This is a genomic window from Alcaligenes aquatilis, from assembly GCF_003076515.1.
GTDB lineage: Bacteria > Pseudomonadota > Gammaproteobacteria > Burkholderiales > Burkholderiaceae_B > Alcaligenes > Alcaligenes aquatilis.
Genome location: NZ_CP022390.1, coordinates 817,435 through 833,994 on the forward strand (window position 1 = coordinate 817,435; position 16,560 = coordinate 833,994).

The window sequence follows — 16,560 nt, forward strand, 5'->3', positions numbered from 1 at the left end:
CAATGTCTGTCGATGTCTTGGGATCAGTCAGCATACAGGCTATCTTTGCCAATATGGATCAGGTTGCCGAGCAATGTGGGGAGCAGTTTCCCTTGTTCAGACAGTCCTCGTCCGAGCAATGGACCTTGTCGCGGCGTGGATCCTGGTTGGGGGGCTTCTGGGCTGGATTATGGTGGCGACGTGCCCTGATCAGCGGTCGGGAGCAGGACAAACGCCAGGCGCTGCGCTGGAGCCAGAAGCTGCAAGTCTGGCTGCAAGAGCCCAGTATCAATCGCAGCTTTGTGTTCTGGTATGGCGCTGGCTTAGGCAGTATCTGGCATGGGAATAGGCAGGCGGAAGCGAATGTAGATCTGGCTGCCCAAGCCTTGCTGAACAGTTTCGATGCCTCCAGTGGCTTCTGGCCCCTGGGTTCTGGGATGGGGGGCGGAGAATCAGGTAATCACTTGTTGAATGTGGATGCGTTGGCGCCGACGCTGTTGGTGTTGAATGCACAGGGTGGGCCGGTGGCGCGTCAATTTGGGCAATGGCATGTGGATGCTTGTCTGCGTTACTTGCAAAAGCGTAGCGGAGCCTGGCGCGATACCGTCTTGCTACGCGGGAACGATGTGCTGGCCGAGCAGGGCGCTCAAACCTGGCAACGAGGGCAAGCCTGGGCCATGTTGGGCATGGCAAGCGCCACGCGTCTGTACGACAGAGCGTCCTATGCTCACGCGGCTTTGAAGGCTTGTCGCTATTGGCACGAGCGTTGGGGGAAATATGCACATGGTTTTTTGAGGCAGAAGTCCCCACTGAGTCCTGTGGACCGCTCGGCCTGGGCGATTGCTTCTTTGGCTATGTATGAGCTGTGGCAGATTTTGCCGGAGCAACAATGGCTGCACGAGCAATCGCGCCTGTATCTGGATGCCTTGCTGACCCCTGAGTTAAGTGAGACAGGTCGTTTTGTGGGGCATCTTTATAAGGTTGCGCCGGGGCAGTCGGAGTTAGTGGAGTCGGCTTGCGCCAGCTTCTTTTTGCTGGAGGCTTTGTTGGCGCATTTGGCTTGATGGACTGATAGTTCGGTTACTTGCCCCTTTGCGTGATCGAGGGGGCCGCGAAATCGATGGTGTACGTTTCCTGGCCTAAGGCCGGTCCATAAAACGAGGATGCCAAGCACGATTGCCGTACGCAATAGCAATATCCTGTCGTGCAGAAAAAGCAGGCCAACACACAGAAAGGGTGTTGGCCTGCATGGCATTGGGCGATGCAGCGAATCAGGAAATCTGTAAGGACCCTGTTGCCCCCATCAGCAGGTCGATCACATCCGGTGCGGTAATAATTTCAAAGCGTGGGTCCATCTGCTCGGCGCTTAGACCGTTATGCACCATGCAGGACTTGCACACAGCGATACGTCCACCTTGCTCCAGATACTTCTTCAATAGATCTGCTGCCGGTTCAAAAGGCTCGCCAATACGGATCGGGTCAGCGGCGCCGGGTACACCCAGGGCGACCCCTTCAGCCATCAGAATCAGGCAGGCGCTATGTCCTTTCTGAACGGCATTGACCGCCATGGTCAGAGCCACGGTCACTTTGTCGGGATTGCCCTGTGCATGAAACAGCGTGGATACGAAAGCAGCGGGTTTAGGCATCACAGTTCTCCTTGTTTCCGGTTCAAGACTTGAATTCATTAAAAGCGGCAACCGCATTGGCGGCGTACATCACGGACGGGCCACCGCCCATATAAATGGCAACGCCCAAGGCGTCATGGACTTCCTCCAGGCTGGCGTTCATGTGCGCCAGTGCCTTGCTGTGAAAGCCAATGCACCCTTCGCAGCGCGTGGCCACGCCAATTGCCAAGGCTATCAGCTCCTTGGTTTTGGCATCAATAGCGCCACCGCTCATGGCTGCCTTGCCTATTTCCCCAAAGCCCTTCATGACATCGGGTTGTGTCTGGCGCAGTTGCGCCAGATTGCTGGAAATACCGTGGGTTAATTGTTTGTAGCTGGTTTCACTCATGCGTAAGGTCCTTTGTACTTAATAAAAGCAAAGAAATGCTGAAATTATTGACTGCATTAATTCAGTATATGCTAAATTAAGATTTATCTAAATTAATGCGTAAAAAGTTGGATAAACCATGATGCAACGCAAATCCGACATCGAGCTTTTGCAAGAAAGTGCTGATCAGGCGGCCGCCTTGTTGCAGGCGGTAGGTAATCCCAAGCGTCTGGTCATTTTGTGTCTGTTGATTCAGCAAGGCGAGATGAGTGTGGGAGCCTTGAACGAGATGGTGACGCTTAGCCCTTCGGCCTTGTCGCAGCATCTGGCACGCATGCGCCAGGAAGGTTTGGTCAGCTACCGGCGCGAGGCGCAAACCTTGTATTACCGGATTGAGGACCCGAACGTCGCCAAGTTGATTGGCACCTTGAAGGATATTTTTTGTCCCTGAACCGGCGGGTGTTAGGGGGCTGGGCAGCATCAGTATCCTGCGTGTAGGTACCTTCACCCGCTCCGTTTTTTCCTTACTTTTTTGTTGAGAGGATGAGCCATGAAAAGCAACGTCGGTAGTGTAGATCGTATTATCCGTATCCTTGTCGGTGTGGTGCTGATTGCGCTGGCAGTCACGAATGTCATCGGCTGGTGGGGCTGGCTGGGCCTGATTCCCCTGATCACGGGCCTGGTTGGTTTTTGCCCCTTGTACCCCATGCTGGGTCTGAGCACCTGCCCGCTGAAAAAGCGTCAGTAGGTCAGCCCCTATTGCCTGATAGCGGGGCATCCCCGCCTGCTCCTTGGGAAGGTTTATCCTGCTCAAGGAGCTTTTTTATTGCCTGAAAAACTGCTTTGGATTTTGTACGATAACGCAGGCAGTGCGCCAGTCCTGTTGGAGTGGGGAGCGAAAGATGAATAAAGAAGATATTTCCAAAGCAAAGAACCCGGACTTGCGGGCGTCCCTGGCCGCCTTGGAGCGTGCCGCGCAGTCGGCACGTTTTGTGGCCATGCAAACCAATACCTCGGTGGTGTCGGTGGAGAACGGCAAGATGATCAAGCTCTCGGCAGAGCAATTGCGGCAGGAAGTCTGCAAGAGTTGATGATACTTGGTTGCTATCGCGGTTCTAGTCTGCTGGCGCCGTACTTTTGTCTCTGCTGAGCGGTTTGTTTTTTGAAGTGCTCAAGAGGGTGATGGGTCTTGTAGATGGGCCTAGGGGTAGTCGGATGAATATCCACATCGAGCATTCAATCAAGCAGGAAGCAGGTTGGCGGACTGAGTAGTTACTGCAGTCTGCCAAGCATTCTTGCCGTAGAGATCGGCTTCAGACCATGCCAGTATCATGCTCCCTATCAGGAGACTGGCTCAAGGTCGCCAAAAACTCTGAAGGCGGATAGGCAAAGGTCTTTTTAAAGGCCACTGAGTACGCGCTCAGGCTTTCATAGCCGCTTTCCAACGCCGCCTGCGTGATGGACTTGCCTTGCAGCAGAAACTGGATCGAGGCCATCAGCCGCATCTGTTGCCGCCATTTCCCCAGATTCATCCCCGTGCTTTTCAGAAAACGCCGATGCAGGGTTTTCGGCGTCAAGGCATATTGCTGCGCCACCTCATCCATCGTTTTTTGTTGGGCGGGCCAGCGCACCAGGTCTTCGCAAATTCGCCGCATCAAATCATCTTCCGGCCAGGGCAAATGAAAAGGCAGGGGATGGAGCACGCGCAGCTCTTCGATCAGTAGTTGCCCCAGCAGTGCGTCTCGTAAAGGTGGGTTCTCTTGCGGAACTACCTGCACCAGCGCGGCAATCAGTTCACGCACCAGTGGTGTGACATGGATCACGCAATCATGGTCCGGCAGTTGTGCGGCCAGAATTTCATCAATAAACAAACCATGCACATTCACTGCGGTGGTGGCGTTGAGCTGATGCGGCACACCGGGGCGCAACCAGACGGCCGTAGTAGGCGGCACCAGCCACTGGCCGGTATCGGCCTGCACCAGTAGCACTCCTTCAGTGGCATACAAAAGATGCCCACGGTGGTGGCGATGGCGGGGCACTTCATGCCCGGCCGGGTAATGCTCGATCACCCCGCTGACCAGCAAGGGCGAGGTATCGGAGTGCGACAAGTCCAGCGCCCGCCCACCGCGTTCAGGGGATGCGTAGCCCATATTCAGAAATGTCCAAAAAGATAAAACAAATGACTATTTTTTGATAGAAGGCCAAGTGACTTGCAGTCTAAAGTGCTTTTATCGTCTTCATCAAGCACTTTGGGATTGAAGCTGCTGTGACTTATTTGCACTTGCTATCGCTAGGCCTACTAGCCCTGACATCCGGTCGGGGTCCGTACGCCTGTGTGTGCGAATGGTCCTATCCTGGTTTCCCCTGACCCCGACTGTAGCCAGCTCCTTGGAGCAGGGAAGCCAGGTATGTCATTCCCTATATTCGAGGTTCTCATGCTGACTGATCCTTCCCACAAATACCGTCCCTTTCCCGTCGTCAACTTGCCCGATCGCCAGTGGCCACAACGTACCCTGAACAAGGCGCCCGTGTGGTTGTCTACCGATTTGCGTGACGGCAACCAGGCCCTGTTCGAGCCCATGAATCGCGACCGCAAATTGCGCCTGTTTCAGGAGTTGGTCCGCATTGGTTTCAATGAAATCGAAGTGGGTTTTCCGTCTGCTTCGCAAACGGATTTTGATATCGTTCGTCAACTGATTGACGAGGGCATGATCCCGAATGACGTCACGCCTATGGTGATCACCCAACTGCGTGAAGATCTGATTGAAACCACGGTACGTAGCGTGGCGGGGGCGCGTCGTGTGATTGTGCATTTCTACAATGCCATCGCACCAGCGTTTCGTGACATTGTCTTTGGTATGGAAGTGCCGCAAATCATAAACATGGTGCGGCAGCATGTGGAGCTGTTCAAGCGCCTGACCGCCCAGCACCCGGAAACGGAGTGGGTGTTGCAGTATTCGCCTGAAACCTTTTGCATGGCAGAACTGGACGTGTCGCTGGCTGTCTGCAACGCGGCCATTGATGCCTGGGACGCGGGGCCAACGCGACCCATGATCATCAATCTGCCCACCACGGTGGAAGTGACGACTGCGAACGTTTTTGCCGATCAGATTGAATGGATGGATCGCCATCTGGATAGACGTGAACATATCGTCTTGTCGGTGCATCCGCATAACGACCGTGGCACAGGCGTTGCTTGCGCCGAACAAGCCATGCTGGCTGGCGCACAGCGTGTTGAGGGCTGCCTGTTTGGCAATGGCGAGCGCAGTGGCAATCTGGATGTGGTGACCTTGGCATTGAATCTGTATACCCAAGGCATTTCGCCAAACCTGGATTTCTCCGATATTTCGGCAGTAGCCCGTATTGCGGAAGAGGCGACTTCCTTGCCCATCCACCCGCGTCACCCCTATGTGGGTGATCTGGTCTTCACCGCTTTTTCCGGTTCTCATCAGGACGCGATTGCCAAGGGCTTTGCGGTGCAGAAAGAAGATGCCCCGTGGCGCGTGCCTTATCTGCCGGTCGATCCCAAGGATTTGGGCCGCACCTACGACAGCATCGTGCGTGTTAACAGCCAGTCCGGCAAAGGTGGCATCGCTTTTCTACTGGAACGCGACTACGGCATTGTGATGCCGCGCCGCATGCAAGTGGAGTTCAGCGCCATTGTTCAGCAGATTGCCGATTCCAGCGAAACGGAGTTGAACAGCCAGCAGATCTGGGAACTGTTTGAAACCACCTATCTGCAAGCCAATCAGCGCCAAGGCAACATAAGCTACCGTACGCATCGTCTGTTCGATGAGGCACAAGGGCAGCAGGGTATAGAGCTGCAATGCGTGAATGCCAATGGCCAGACTGAAACCTATACCGGAGCAGGCAATGGCCCGATTGCGGCGACGGTGGCAGCCTTGAATCTGCCTTTGCGTATTGACAGCTACGAGGAACGCAGCCTGGGCTCTGGCGCAGACGCCTGCGCCATGGCAATTGTGGAAGCGGTCATGCCGGGTGTGCCTGGATCGAAATTTGGCGTGGGCAAACACGCGAATATCATCACGGCCAGTGTGATGGCGGTCATGAATGCGGCGGCGCGATTTGAGGAGGTCAAGGCGTAAGCAGTCAACGGTGTGCGGTGGTCCGTGCTACTTGATTAATCGACCAATCAGTGCGGGCCACATTCAAGGCCAGGCGCTTAGGCAGGCTGCTCAGCCTTCTGAGTTATAGCTTTGTCAGCTTGTTGAATCATCACCTGATGAATGCTTGTTGCTGGTTCTAGTTAAGGTGTTAACGATATCGGAGTGGCCTGAGAAGTGAATCAATCCAGTCTCAACGGGGCAGCCAGGCCTTACATCCCTTCCGCCAAGCCCTTGATCGCCTCGATATACCAAGCCTGATCATTCATCCTGTGAGTCAGAATAATCGGTGAAGTCGCCTGTGGTTCTTCTATCAAACGATAGTGCAGGTCGTTGCGCAGGCGTGCCGAGGTCGGGATCAGGCACAATCCGGAATCAGCCGCCACCAGGCCCAAGGCGGCTTGAATTTCCCCGGCCTCATAGACTTGCGCCGGGCGCACGCTGTGATCATGCAGCAGGTGCAGAACGTGGTCTGCAAAGCTGGGTCGGGGCTCTTTCGGGTAAACAATCAGCTTTTGGCCTTGCACTTTTTTCAGGCTCAAAGGCGTGTCCGAATCGGCCAGATCCGAGCTGGGTGGAATGGCCAGGGCCAGTTGCTCTTCCCGTAATACGGTTCTTTGCACCGACGCATCATTTAACCGTATTCGCCCAAAGCCCACATCAATCCGTCCCGACTTCAAAGCCTCCAACTGCTGCATGGAGGTCAGCTCCACCGTTTGCAAGTCCACTTCCGGATATTGGTGGCGTAGCTTGCGCATCAAGGCGGGCAAACCACCATACAGGGTAGAAGCCACAAAGCCTATCGACAGGGTTTGTCGTTGATGCAGCCCGATCTGCCGTGTCGTATGCACCAACTGATCCACCCGGCTCAGTATCTGCAAGGCCTGTTCATAAAATACCCGTCCGGCTTCGGTCAGCCGCAAGGGCCGGTTATTGCGCAGCAGCAGTGTGACGCCCAGCTCTTCTTCCAGCAATTGGATTTGTCGGCTCAGTGGGGGCTGGGCCATATGCAGGCGCTCGGACGCCCGGGTGAAGTTGCGGGTTTCGGCAACGGCCACAAAATATTTGAGCTGGCGTAGATCCATAAGGGAAAACCATACCTAGTCTGAATTGATGGGGTTTAGTTTCTTGATTTTTAATATTTATATCAGAAACTATACCCATAAGGTATAGAACTAGACCTATTTAGTCTTGGAAATAACGGGCCTGCTTCGTGTTCAATCAAGCCATGGAACACACGCGATCTTCTCAACTATTAGCAACTCCGGCCCTGATCGAACGGGTGGAGACTTTGCTGCTGGATCTGCCTACGATCCGTCCTCATCAATTGGCGATGACGACCATGCAAGGCCAGACTTTGATGCTGGTGCGCTTGTACTGCTCGGACGGTACGGTGGGTGTCGGCGAGGGCACGACCATTGGTGGTCTGGCCTACGGCGCCGAGTCGCCCGAAGGCATGAAGCTGGCCATCGACACCTATTTCACTCCCTTGTTGCTGGGCGCCAATGCCAATGCCGTGCCTGCCATCATGGCCCGCCTGAATACGGCGATTCAGGATAACCGTTTTGCCAAAAGTGCAGTGGAAACGGCCCTGTTTGATGCCTTGGGCAAGCGTACGGGTCTGCCGGTTTCGCACCTGCTGGGTGGCCGCATGCGCGAGAGCCTGCCCGTGGCATGGACGCTGGCTTCCGGTAATACCGCCAAGGATATTGATGAAGCCGAGCGCATGTTGGCGCAGGCTCGTCACCGTATTTTTAAACTCAAGATTGGTCGCCGCCCGGTAAAGGACGATGTGGCTCATGTGGCGGCCATCAAGAAGGCGTTGGGCGACCGTGCCGACGTGCGTGTGGACGTGAACATGGCCTGGAGCCCCTTGCAGGCTCAGCATGGTTTGGCGGGCTTGGTTGATGCAGGTTGCTCCCTGGTAGAGCAGCCGGTGCGGCGAGCTGATGCGCTGGCCGATCTGAAGGGGCGCTTCCCGATTGCCTTGATGGCCGATGAATCCCTGACCGGCCCGGCCTCGGCCTTTGCGCTGGCCCGTGACTGTGCCGCTGATGTGTTCGCCATCAAGATTGAACAGTCCGGTGGTTTGCGTGCGGGCTTGCAAGTCGCCGCGATTGCCGAAGCGGCTGGTATTGAAGTGTATGGCGGCACCATGCTGGAAGGCGCGATCGGTACGATTGCGGCAGCTCATGTGTTTGCCACAGTGAACCAGTTGCAGTGGGGCACTGAGTTGTTCGGGCCTTTGCTCTTGACCGAGGAAATTCTGGCAGAGCCACTGAATTACAGCAATTTTGAATTACAGATACCTCAAGGGCCGGGTTTGGGTATCGTACTGGACGAGGATCGTGTCCAGTATTTCCGTCGCGACAAGACACACATTAGTGTTGGCTCGGCTGCCTAGGCGCAATAAGAAGCCAGTCGTAACGGCTTTGCTTGGAACACTTTTTTCAGGATATTAGGAGACACAGAATGAGCGTAAAAATTTTTGATACCCCCGATGTACAAGACTTCCTGCGTTTGGCCTCTGGCCTGGATCAGCCCGGTGGCAATCCACGCGTCAAGCAGATCATGCACCGCATCATCAGCGATCTGTTCAAGACCATTGAAGATTTGGAAATCACCAACGACGAGTACTGGGCAGCCGTGGCTTACCTGAACCGTTTGGGCACGGCCAGTGAAGCCGGTTTGCTGTCTCCCGGTCTGGGCTTTGATCGTTTCCTGGACATGCGCATGGACGCCATGGACAAGGAACTGGGTCTGGACAACGGTACCCCTCGCACTATTGAAGGTCCTTTGTACGTATCGGGCGCGCCTGTGGCCCAAGGTTTTGTTCGCCTGGACGATGGTTCCGATACCGCCGGCGAAACCCTGATCATGCACGGCGTCGTGGCTGGTGCGGACGGCAAGCCTATCGCGGGTGCCCAGGTTGAAGTTTGGCACGCCAACACCAAAGGCTTTTACTCGCACTTTGACCCCACTGGCGAGCAACAGCCCTTCAATATGCGTCGCACCATCATTACCGACGAAAATGGTCGCTACAAGTTCCAGAGCATTGTGCCCAAGGGCTACGGCTGTCCTCCGGATGGTCCTACCCAAGGCTTGCTGAACGAGCTGGGCCGTCACGGTAACCGTCCTGCGCACATTCATTTCTTTGTGACCGCTCCTGGCCACCGCAAGCTGACCACGCAGATCAACATCGACGGCGATCCGCTGGTGTACGACGACTTCGCCTACGCCACTCGCGACGGTCTGGTACCACCACTGACCGAGCACACGGATCCTGCCCGCATCGCTGCCGAAAACCTGGATGGTCCGTTTGCAGAGATCGTGTTTGATATTTCCTTGACCCCCTTGGTCGATGGCAAGGACAACCAGATCGTGAATCGTCCACGTCTGGCTGCCTAAGTCTTGCTGTAGCCCAGCGCCTGTGTTTGCCTCGTCAAACCAGGCCCTGGGCTGACTTGTTTTTGCTGTGCCTGACGTAAGGGCTAAGCCCATCCGTAGCGTCAGTGCTTTATACGGAGAACGGAGTGATCGATAAACAGGTAAGCAGTGTTGCACAGGCTTTGCAGGATGTGCAGGACGGCGCCACGATTCTGGTCGGTGGTTTTGGAACGGCTGGCATACCCACGGAGTTGATCGACGGCCTGATCGAGCAAGGCGCTCGTGACCTGACCATCGTCAACAATAACGCGGGTAATGGCGATGTGGGGCTGGCGGCTTTGCTTAAAACAGGCCGGGTACGCAAGATCATTTGCAGCTTCCCCCGTCAGGCTGATTCCTGGGTATTTGATGACTTGTATCGCAGCGGCAAGATCGAGCTGGAGTTGGTGCCACAAGGCAATCTGGCCGAACGATTGCGCGCCGCCGGTGCGGGTATCGGTGGCTTTTTCTGCCCCACAGGCTATGGCACAGAACTGGCCAAGGGCAAGGAAACACGTTTGATCAATGGTCGCTGGCATGTCTATGAAGAGCCCATTCATGGCGATGTCGCCCTGATCAAGGCCGAGCGGGGGGACCGTTGGGGGAATTTGACCTACCGCATGGCGGCGCGCAACTTTGGTCCGGTCATGGCGACCGCGGCTCGCACCACCATTGCCAGTGTGTTTGAGCTGGCAGAACTGGGAGAGCTGGACCCTGAAACCATTGTGACGCCCGGCATTCATGTGCGCCGCGTCGTGGTGGTGCCGCGCAGCCGCACAGAGGCAGGTGGGTTCAAGGCATGAACGAACAGAGCATGAAGGGGGACAGCATGACGCTTACTTATCAGCGCCGCAGTAAAGACGAATTGGCGCAGCGCGTCGCCCAGGACATCCATGACGGCGCCTACGTGAATCTGGGTATTGGCATGCCAACTCTGGTGGCCAACCATTTGCCCGCTGGTGTGGAAGTGGTGCTGCACAGCGAGAACGGTATTCTGGGCATGGGCCCGGCTCCGGCAGCCGGGCAGGAAGATTACGATTTGATCAATGCGGGCAAGCAGGCGGTCACGCTGCTGCCCGGTGGTGCTTTTTTCCATCATGCGGACAGCTTTGGCATGATGCGTGGCGGCCATCTGGATATTTGTGTGCTGGGCGCTTTTCAGGTGTCGGCAACCGGGGATCTGGCCAACTGGAGCACGGGCGAGCCTGGCGCGATTCCGGCTGTGGGTGGCGCTATGGATTTGGCGATTGGCGCGAAACAGACCTGGGTCATGATGGATGTACTGACCAAGCAAGGTGTCAGCAAACTGGTTGAACAATGCAGCTACCCCTTGACTGGCTTGGCTTGCGTCAAACGTGTGTATACCGATTTGGCGACCTTGGCTTGCACGCCAGAGGGTTTGCAACTGATTGATCTGGTGCCCGGTTTGACCCATGAAGCACTGGAAGAAATGATTGGTTTGCCCATTGCCGTGGCAATGCAAGGAGAGGGCCAATGACGGTCAGCCCCAGCGCCTTGAATACCGAGCGGGGCATGTTTCGCGTCAGCGTGCAAGGTGATCCGCTGGCCCCGGCCTTGATTCTGAGCAACTCCTTGGGTACCACCCAAGAAATGTGGGACCCGCAGGTGGCCGGTTTCGCCCAGTCCTACCGTCTGATTCGTTATGACACTCGCGGTCATGGCGGCAGCCCGGTTACTCCCGGCCCATACCGCTTCAAGGATTTGGGGCGTGATGTGCTGGCGATTCTGGACGCGTTGGATATTGAACGCGCTGCGTTTTGCGGCTTGTCCATGGGCGGTCACACTGGCTTGTGGTTGGGGGTGAATGCACCGGAGCGTTTGAATGCGCTGATCGTGTGCAATAGCGCGGCCAAAATTGGTACCGCTCAAGCCTGGCAGGAACGTGCCCAAGCGTTGCGTCAAAGTGGTGCCGCCCAGATGCGGGCCCTGGCGGACTCGGCACCTTCGCGTTGGTTTGGGGAGGCCTTCATTCAGCAATCGCCGGAGTTGGTCAAAGCTATGCAGGATGGTCTGGCCAAGCTGAACCCACTGGGTTATGCCGCCTGCTGCGATGCCTTGGCCGAGTCGGATCTGCGAGATCAGATCAGCCGTATTGCGGCACCGACTTTACTGGTCGCCGGCGAGTGGGATCCCGTCACGACGGTGGCCGATGCCCAGGCCATGCAAGCCAGTATTCCTGGCTCCAAAGTGGCTGTTGTACCGGCCTCGCACCTGTCCAATCTGGAAGCGCCCGAAGCCTTCGAGCGCGCCGTACTGAATTTTTTAGCCCAGGCCTAAGTGCCCGAGCGCTTGTTTTTAGAAAGGAACACCATGCTTTATCTGGTTCACATGATTGTTGATATCCCTGACTCCCTGCCTGCCGAAGAGGCTGCCCGTATCAAGGCCGAAGAAAAAGCCTACTCGCAGGATCTGCAGCGTTCGGGCAAGTGGCCGCATATTTGGCGCGTGGTGGGGCAGTACGCCAACTACAGCGTGTTCGATGTCGAGAGCAATGAAGAGCTGCACAATTTGCTTAGCGCTTTGCCTTTGTTCCCTTATATGCAGATTTCCGTGACTCCCTTGGCGACACACCCGTCGGCTATTTAAGTTACACAGAAGTAAAAAGGGCCCCCACGCTGCGCCTTTGGCTTGCTGCTCCACCTCGCGGCCTGCATGCCGCTCGGATTCGCCAGGCACACAGCAGTCCGCAATGGACTACTGTGTGTCCCGGCTCATCCTTGAGGGGACGCTTTTTACCGGGGGCGCCGAGCCTTGGGGCGGTCCAGCGGTAAAAAAACTCAGGCTGTGATCCCAGCGCAGTCTGAGCACCGAGTACAGTTGAGAGTTCAAACAACAAGACTGGGGAGACAAATCGATGGGATTGAAAAGTGGATCGGCGTCGGTCTGGGTGGCTGGGTTTTTGTCGGTGTTGATTGCCTATGCCGGGCCTTTGCTGATCTTTATTCAGGCTGCACAAGTAGGCCAAATTGCCGATGCAGAGCTGATCTCCTGGATCTGGGCGATTTCCATAGGCGCCGGTTTGAGCGGTTTGCTCCTGAGCGCGTATCTGAAGCTGCCCATTATTACGGCCTGGTCCGCGCCGGGCACGGCCTTGCTGCTGACCCTGTTTCCAGGCATCACCATGCCTGAAGTGGTGGGGGCGTATCTGAGCGCCGCCTTGATTATCGTCGTCATTGGTCTGACAGGCGGTTTTGAAAAGATTCTTTCCTTCATCCCCAAAGGCATTGCTGCGGGCATGATGGCTGGCATTTTGCTTCAGTTCGGTATGGCTGCGTTCAAGTCCAGCAGTGACATGCCCGCCACCGTCCTGCTCATGTTGGCGGTGTACTTGTTGGGTAAACGTTTCTTGCCGCGCTACGCGATTGTGCTGGTGGCCTTGTCCGGATTTGTGATGGCCATGCTCACCGGCCAAGTGCATATGGAAGCGTTCAAGCTGGAGCTGGCCCGCCCGGTTTGGGTTAGTCCGGAATTCAATATCGCGACCTTATTGAGCCTGACTTTACCCTTGGTGCTGGTCAGTTTGACGGGGCAGTATTTGCCCGGCATGGCGGTCTTGCAGTTGGCGGGCTACCCCACGCCATCGCGTCCTGTGTTGGCAGGCACCGGCTTGGCCTCGATGCTGGTGGCCTGTTTTGGTGGCATCACCATTGTGCTGTCCTCCATTACCGCCGCTTTGTGTACGGGCAAGGATGCCCATCCCGATCCGGACAAGCGTTATGTGGCCGGTATGGCCAATGGCGTGTTTTATCTGTTGGGCGGCACTTTTGCCGGCTCGATTGTGTATTTGTTCACCGCTTTGCCCGCCTCCTTGATTGCAGCCTTGGCGGGCCTGGCCTTGATTGGGGCCATTGTGGCCAATGTGCGGGTGATGGTCAGCGAAAGCGGCTATATCGAGCCGTCTGTCATCACATTTCTAACTACCGCATCCGGTATGAGCCTGTTTGGACTGGGCGCCGCATTTTGGGGCGTGGTGTTTGGCCTGGTGGCGTATCGCTTGCTTGGGTCCAGACATAAGTAAAAAAGGAAGAGACATGAATCAGTTGGCACTATCCCTTGATCACATATTGGAGCCTGTGCTGGCCGTATTGCCACAGCGCCGTTGGGATCTGGATCGCTTGCGCGTTCTCTTGCAATTGAATGTGCCGCCAACGGTGACCGTAGTTGGTAAATACAATCATGGCAAAAGTCGTCTGCTCAATGAGTTGATGGGCAGTGATGTTTTCAATGTGGCGGACCGTCGCGAAACCGTCGCGCTGGCCGAGCACGTGCATGAAGGCGTGCGCTGGCTGGATGCGCCGGGTCTGTATGCAGACGTGGCCTTGCAGGATGATGCCCTGGCACGTGAAGCTATGGGTTTGCAGGCGGATATTCGCCTGTTCGTCCACGCTGCCAAAGAAGGTGAGCTGGATGCCTTGGAAAGCAATTTGCTGCAAGAGCTGGCTGCGGATCATCAGCGCTCGCAGCGTCAGAACCTGATGGTCATCAGCCAGATTGACCAGTTGGCCGATGACGAGCAGCAAGAGAAAGTGTTGGGCGCCATTCAGCAGCAGTGTGCCGGTGTGACGTTGCATCCGGTGTCCAGCACCCGCTATCGCCAGGGGCGTGAAGGTGGCAAGCAGCGCATGCTGGAGAAAAGCGGAATTCCGGCTTTGCAGGCTTCTTTGGAAGCCGCCTTGACGCGTGTGCCGCAAGCCCGCGAGTTCGAGCGCGAAGCCTTGCTGACCGAGCTGACACAAGAATTGAATGCCTTGCAGCAAACGCAAGAGCAAAGCCTGCACAGCCTGCAGCAGACGCAACAGCAGCAGCACATTGATTTTGTTGAAGGTCTGCGCAAAATTCTGGAAGGCATCGCAAAGGATCTGGAGCCAGTGGTCAATGCGCCCGGTGTGGATCATTCTCTGGTGCCGGATACCTTCGAGTTTGGTTTCAAGATGACGGCAGGCAAGCAAGAGCGTGCCCGTTTGCAGATTGCCTATTCGCGTGCGTGTATTGCGATCAATGGTCACCTGGTGGAGTACGGTGCCGTAGGCTTGCCAGCGGCGCAACGTACCTCGGTGCGCAGCATGGATACCGTCATGATTGCGGTGATGGGCGTGTCGGTGAAGTACCGTGCTGACCTGCGCCGCATCTTCTGCGAACAGGCTGGGCGCGACAAGCTGGTTCAGGACTTCACCCATTATTTTGACGTCTCGGATGGCCGTGTGGCCTTGGAAAAGCAGATCGAAACGACTGAAAACCAGCTTGAGCAAACGCGTCAGGCTTTGGAAAGTCTGTCCACATTGGAGCATGCCTAATGTCGGTGGAAAGCACGTTTATCAAGGCGGTTGCGCAGCTCAATCCTGCCAGTCAGGATAGGCAGCCTGCTATTGCCAGGATGGAGCAGTGGCTGGCGGATTTGGGCCAGACGACCGTGGCGCAATCCTTGTCCGGCACGGCTTTGGTCGAGCAGGGCACCTTGGCGCAAAGTGCTCAACAATTAAATCAGCAACTGCAGGCACAAAGAAAAGCCTGGGCGGCTTCCTGGTCGGCATTGGCACCAGCGCAGGAGTTGGCGGATCGTTTCCGCGATCGCATCATGCTGCTGGTGTTTGGTTCCTTTAATGCTGGTAAAAGCTCCTTATGTAACTTCCTGGCGGACCGTTTTCGTCGTCAGGGTCATAGCGTGGATTTTTTTCGCCTGGCCGATGGGCAGATGCAGCCCATGCCTGAAGGTTTTCAGGAAGGGGCAACAGAAACCACGGTTGCCTTGCAAGGGGTATGTCTGGGCGAGAAGCTGGTTTTGCTGGATACCCCCGGCTTGCACTCGGCCAATGCGCATAACGCTGCTTTGACACAGCAGTTTCTGGAAAGTACCGACGCGCTTTTGTGGCTGAGCAGCTCCAGCGCACCGGGGCAGGTTCAGGAACTGGGCGATTTGCTGGTGGAACTGCGCCGCAACAAACCCTTGCTGCCGGTAATTACCCGCAGCGATCGCATCGAAGAAGATGAGATCGACAACGAGATCGTCAAAGTGCTTTGCAACAAGACAGCGGATAACCGCCAGTTGCAGGAAGAGGACGTGATGACACGGGCGGCGCAGGCTCTGAACCATTGGGGATTGAGCCGTGATTTGCTCAAACCCGCTTTGTCCTTGTCCGTGCATATGGCGCGTAGTCAGCAGGACGAAGATCAGGGCTTGGAACAGGCGGGTTTCGAGCGTTTGTATCTGGCCGTGCAGAACCTGCTAACGCCTGCCCTGGCCTACAAGCAGCGCAAACCTGCCGAACTGCAATTGCACCATATTGAAGAGGCGATTCTGAGTCCTTTGATGCAAACGCTGGAGCAGGGCGCTGCTCAATTGCGTCAGCGTATTGAAGAACAAACGGTAGTTTTGCAAGGCGCTGTACAGGTCCTGACCGAAGGCACCTGGCGGCGAGTGGTGCCCCAATTGCCCGAGGTGCTGGAAAAGCATGCCGGTAAGCAAGATGTGGCGGCTGTACGTACCGAGCTTGGCCAGAACATAGGCAAGGCATTTGCAGATCTAAGCCAGACGGTTCTGGTCAACTTTCAACTGACCCAGCCGGACGTGCCGACACTGAATCTGCCTGCTCATATTGGCTATGAAGTGTTCCAGGAGCAGGGGGAAGGGCAAGCGCCGCTGATTGACTACAACCGCCTGTACATGAGCTTGAGTGATGGGGTGATGACTGGTGCCCAGGAGCTGGCGGAACAGGTAGTGGAGCAGGCTGAGCAAAGCCTGGAACAGCTCAAGCAGGAGCTGATTGAATTGGAAAATGCTGTGGCTGATCAGGTCCAGGCTTTGGAGGCGATCAAGCGTCAATTGCACGCGGCGTGAGGTAGCATTAAATCGGTTTTTCGTTGCCATGCAAAACACAGAAAACCGGCTGGATAGCGGTCAAACTTTAAGCTGATTTCATGGAATTGTGGCTTATTTGTTGAAATTCTAATGAGAATTGTTAGCATTTCGATATTTGTGTTTTAAATCGAAGGTGAAGTCGCTATGATGGTTTGTATAGCA

General features: G+C 55.8%; 18 protein-coding genes. 14 read left to right on the forward strand and 4 right to left on the reverse strand.

The genetic code is table 11. The features are described 5' to 3' along the window. The first annotated feature begins 2 nt into the window (after positions 1–2). Positions 3–1,043 carry a glucuronyl hydrolase gene (locus CA948_RS03820; RefSeq protein ID WP_108727376.1) on the forward strand — a complete coding sequence of 347 codons (1,041 nt, stop codon included), beginning with the start codon at positions 3–5 and terminating at the stop codon, positions 1,041–1,043. Between the two features lie 207 nt (positions 1,044–1,250). Here CA948_RS03820 and CA948_RS03825 read toward each other — a convergent pair whose 3' ends face one another. Continuing rightward, the gene (locus CA948_RS03825) at positions 1,251–1,625 is read right to left on the reverse strand and encodes a DsrE family protein (protein WP_094196495.1); all 375 of its coding nucleotides are present in this window, start codon (positions 1,623–1,625) and stop codon (positions 1,251–1,253) included. Between the two features lie 22 nt (positions 1,626–1,647). Next, entirely contained in the window at positions 1,648–1,992 is a 345-nt protein-coding gene (locus CA948_RS03830; protein ID WP_108727377.1) for a carboxymuconolactone decarboxylase family protein, read from the reverse strand. A 118-nt stretch (positions 1,993–2,110) separates the two neighbouring features. On the opposite strand from CA948_RS03830, the gene CA948_RS03835 reads away from it, so the two are divergent. From CA948_RS03835 to CA948_RS03845, 3 genes are all read left to right on the forward strand, one after another. Further along, entirely contained in the window at positions 2,111–2,422 is a 312-nt protein-coding gene (locus CA948_RS03835) for an ArsR/SmtB family transcription factor (protein WP_094196497.1), read from the forward strand. 99 nt (positions 2,423–2,521) lie between these two features. Next, complete coding sequence (locus CA948_RS03840) at positions 2,522–2,719, forward strand: YgaP family membrane protein (RefSeq protein ID WP_094196498.1); 198 nt, start codon at positions 2,522–2,524, stop codon at positions 2,717–2,719. 154 nt (positions 2,720–2,873) lie between these two features. Then, positions 2,874–3,062, forward strand: coding sequence for a hypothetical protein (locus CA948_RS03845; protein WP_108727378.1), 189 nt, complete (start codon positions 2,874–2,876; stop codon positions 3,060–3,062). A gap of 222 nt (positions 3,063–3,284) precedes the next feature. Here the strand turns inward: CA948_RS03845 and CA948_RS03850 are convergent, their stop codons facing one another. Continuing rightward, positions 3,285–4,121, reverse strand: coding sequence for an AraC family transcriptional regulator (locus CA948_RS03850; RefSeq protein ID WP_094196500.1), 837 nt, complete (start codon positions 4,119–4,121; stop codon positions 3,285–3,287). Between the two features lie 285 nt (positions 4,122–4,406). Here CA948_RS03850 and CA948_RS03855 point away from each other — a divergent pair, with 285 nt between their 5' ends. Next, positions 4,407–6,077 (forward strand): 2-isopropylmalate synthase, encoded by a 1,671-nt coding sequence (locus tag CA948_RS03855; protein ID WP_108727379.1) that lies wholly within the window; start codon positions 4,407–4,409, stop codon positions 6,075–6,077. Positions 6,078–6,307: 230 nt separating this feature from the next. Here the strand turns inward: CA948_RS03855 and CA948_RS03860 are convergent, their stop codons facing one another. After that, positions 6,308–7,180, reverse strand: a complete 873-nt coding sequence (locus CA948_RS03860; RefSeq protein ID WP_094196502.1) for a LysR family transcriptional regulator — start codon at positions 7,178–7,180, stop codon at positions 6,308–6,310. 143 nt (positions 7,181–7,323) lie between these two features. Here CA948_RS03860 and CA948_RS03865 point away from each other — a divergent pair, with 143 nt between their 5' ends. The 9 genes from CA948_RS03865 (at position 7,324) to CA948_RS03905 (ending at position 16,377) form a co-directional block, all read left to right on the forward strand. Then, entirely contained in the window at positions 7,324–8,499 is a 1,176-nt protein-coding gene (locus tag CA948_RS03865; protein ID WP_199827887.1) for a muconate/chloromuconate family cycloisomerase, read from the forward strand. 68 nt (positions 8,500–8,567) lie between these two features. After that, positions 8,568–9,503 carry a catechol 1,2-dioxygenase gene (catA, locus tag CA948_RS03870; RefSeq protein WP_094196504.1) on the forward strand — a complete coding sequence of 312 codons (936 nt, stop codon included), beginning with the start codon at positions 8,568–8,570 and terminating at the stop codon, positions 9,501–9,503. A gap of 125 nt (positions 9,504–9,628) precedes the next feature. Then, positions 9,629–10,324, forward strand: coding sequence for a 3-oxoacid CoA-transferase subunit A (locus CA948_RS03875; RefSeq protein ID WP_108727380.1), 696 nt, complete (start codon positions 9,629–9,631; stop codon positions 10,322–10,324). A gap of 26 nt (positions 10,325–10,350) precedes the next feature. Beyond that, complete coding sequence (locus CA948_RS03880) at positions 10,351–11,019, forward strand: 3-oxoacid CoA-transferase subunit B (RefSeq protein ID WP_199827888.1); 669 nt, start codon at positions 10,351–10,353, stop codon at positions 11,017–11,019. Then, a complete protein-coding gene (gene pcaD / locus CA948_RS03885) occupies positions 11,016–11,819 on the forward strand; it encodes a 3-oxoadipate enol-lactonase (RefSeq protein WP_108727382.1) in 804 nt (267 codons plus the stop codon). Before CA948_RS03880 ends, pcaD begins: the two co-directional genes overlap by 4 nt. A gap of 33 nt (positions 11,820–11,852) precedes the next feature. Then, the gene (catC, locus tag CA948_RS03890) at positions 11,853–12,128 is read left to right on the forward strand and encodes a muconolactone Delta-isomerase (protein ID WP_009454559.1); all 276 of its coding nucleotides are present in this window, start codon (positions 11,853–11,855) and stop codon (positions 12,126–12,128) included. A 268-nt stretch (positions 12,129–12,396) separates the two neighbouring features. Next, positions 12,397–13,560: a benzoate/H(+) symporter BenE family transporter gene (locus CA948_RS03895; protein ID WP_108727383.1), complete on the forward strand. Its 1,164-nt coding sequence runs from the start codon at positions 12,397–12,399 to the stop codon at positions 13,558–13,560. Positions 13,561–13,573: 13 nt separating this feature from the next. Continuing rightward, positions 13,574–14,836 (forward strand): GTPase, encoded by a 1,263-nt coding sequence (locus CA948_RS03900; protein ID WP_108727384.1) that lies wholly within the window; start codon positions 13,574–13,576, stop codon positions 14,834–14,836. Next, positions 14,836–16,377 carry a GTPase gene (locus tag CA948_RS03905; RefSeq protein ID WP_108727385.1) on the forward strand — a complete coding sequence of 514 codons (1,542 nt, stop codon included), beginning with the start codon at positions 14,836–14,838 and terminating at the stop codon, positions 16,375–16,377. Before CA948_RS03900 ends, CA948_RS03905 begins: the two co-directional genes overlap by 1 nt. Positions 16,378–16,560 lie beyond the last annotated feature (183 nt).

Coding starts and splice junctions, on each gene's coding strand:
- CA948_RS03820 (WP_108727376.1), top strand. CDS start 3: ATGTCTGTCGATGTCTTGGGATCAGTCAGCATACAGGCTATCTTTGCC.
- CA948_RS03825 (WP_094196495.1), bottom strand. CDS start 1,625: ATGCCTAAACCCGCTGCTTTCGTATCCACGCTGTTTCATGCACAGGGC.
- CA948_RS03830 (WP_108727377.1), bottom strand. CDS start 1,992: ATGAGTGAAACCAGCTACAAACAATTAACCCACGGTATTTCCAGCAAT.
- CA948_RS03835 (WP_094196497.1), top strand. CDS start 2,111: ATGATGCAACGCAAATCCGACATCGAGCTTTTGCAAGAAAGTGCTGAT.
- CA948_RS03840 (WP_094196498.1), top strand. CDS start 2,522: ATGAAAAGCAACGTCGGTAGTGTAGATCGTATTATCCGTATCCTTGTC.
- CA948_RS03845 (WP_108727378.1), top strand. CDS start 2,874: ATGAATAAAGAAGATATTTCCAAAGCAAAGAACCCGGACTTGCGGGCG.
- CA948_RS03850 (WP_094196500.1), bottom strand. CDS start 4,121: ATGGGCTACGCATCCCCTGAACGCGGTGGGCGGGCGCTGGACTTGTCG.
- CA948_RS03855 (WP_108727379.1), top strand. CDS start 4,407: ATGCTGACTGATCCTTCCCACAAATACCGTCCCTTTCCCGTCGTCAAC.
- CA948_RS03860 (WP_094196502.1), bottom strand. CDS start 7,180: ATGGATCTACGCCAGCTCAAATATTTTGTGGCCGTTGCCGAAACCCGC.
- CA948_RS03865 (WP_199827887.1), top strand. CDS start 7,324: ATGGAACACACGCGATCTTCTCAACTATTAGCAACTCCGGCCCTGATC.
- catA (WP_094196504.1), top strand. CDS start 8,568: ATGAGCGTAAAAATTTTTGATACCCCCGATGTACAAGACTTCCTGCGT.
- CA948_RS03880 (WP_199827888.1), top strand. CDS start 10,351: ATGACGCTTACTTATCAGCGCCGCAGTAAAGACGAATTGGCGCAGCGC.
- pcaD (WP_108727382.1), top strand. CDS start 11,016: ATGACGGTCAGCCCCAGCGCCTTGAATACCGAGCGGGGCATGTTTCGC.
- catC (WP_009454559.1), top strand. CDS start 11,853: ATGCTTTATCTGGTTCACATGATTGTTGATATCCCTGACTCCCTGCCT.
- CA948_RS03895 (WP_108727383.1), top strand. CDS start 12,397: ATGGGATTGAAAAGTGGATCGGCGTCGGTCTGGGTGGCTGGGTTTTTG.
- CA948_RS03900 (WP_108727384.1), top strand. CDS start 13,574: ATGAATCAGTTGGCACTATCCCTTGATCACATATTGGAGCCTGTGCTG.
- CA948_RS03905 (WP_108727385.1), top strand. CDS start 14,836: ATGTCGGTGGAAAGCACGTTTATCAAGGCGGTTGCGCAGCTCAATCCT.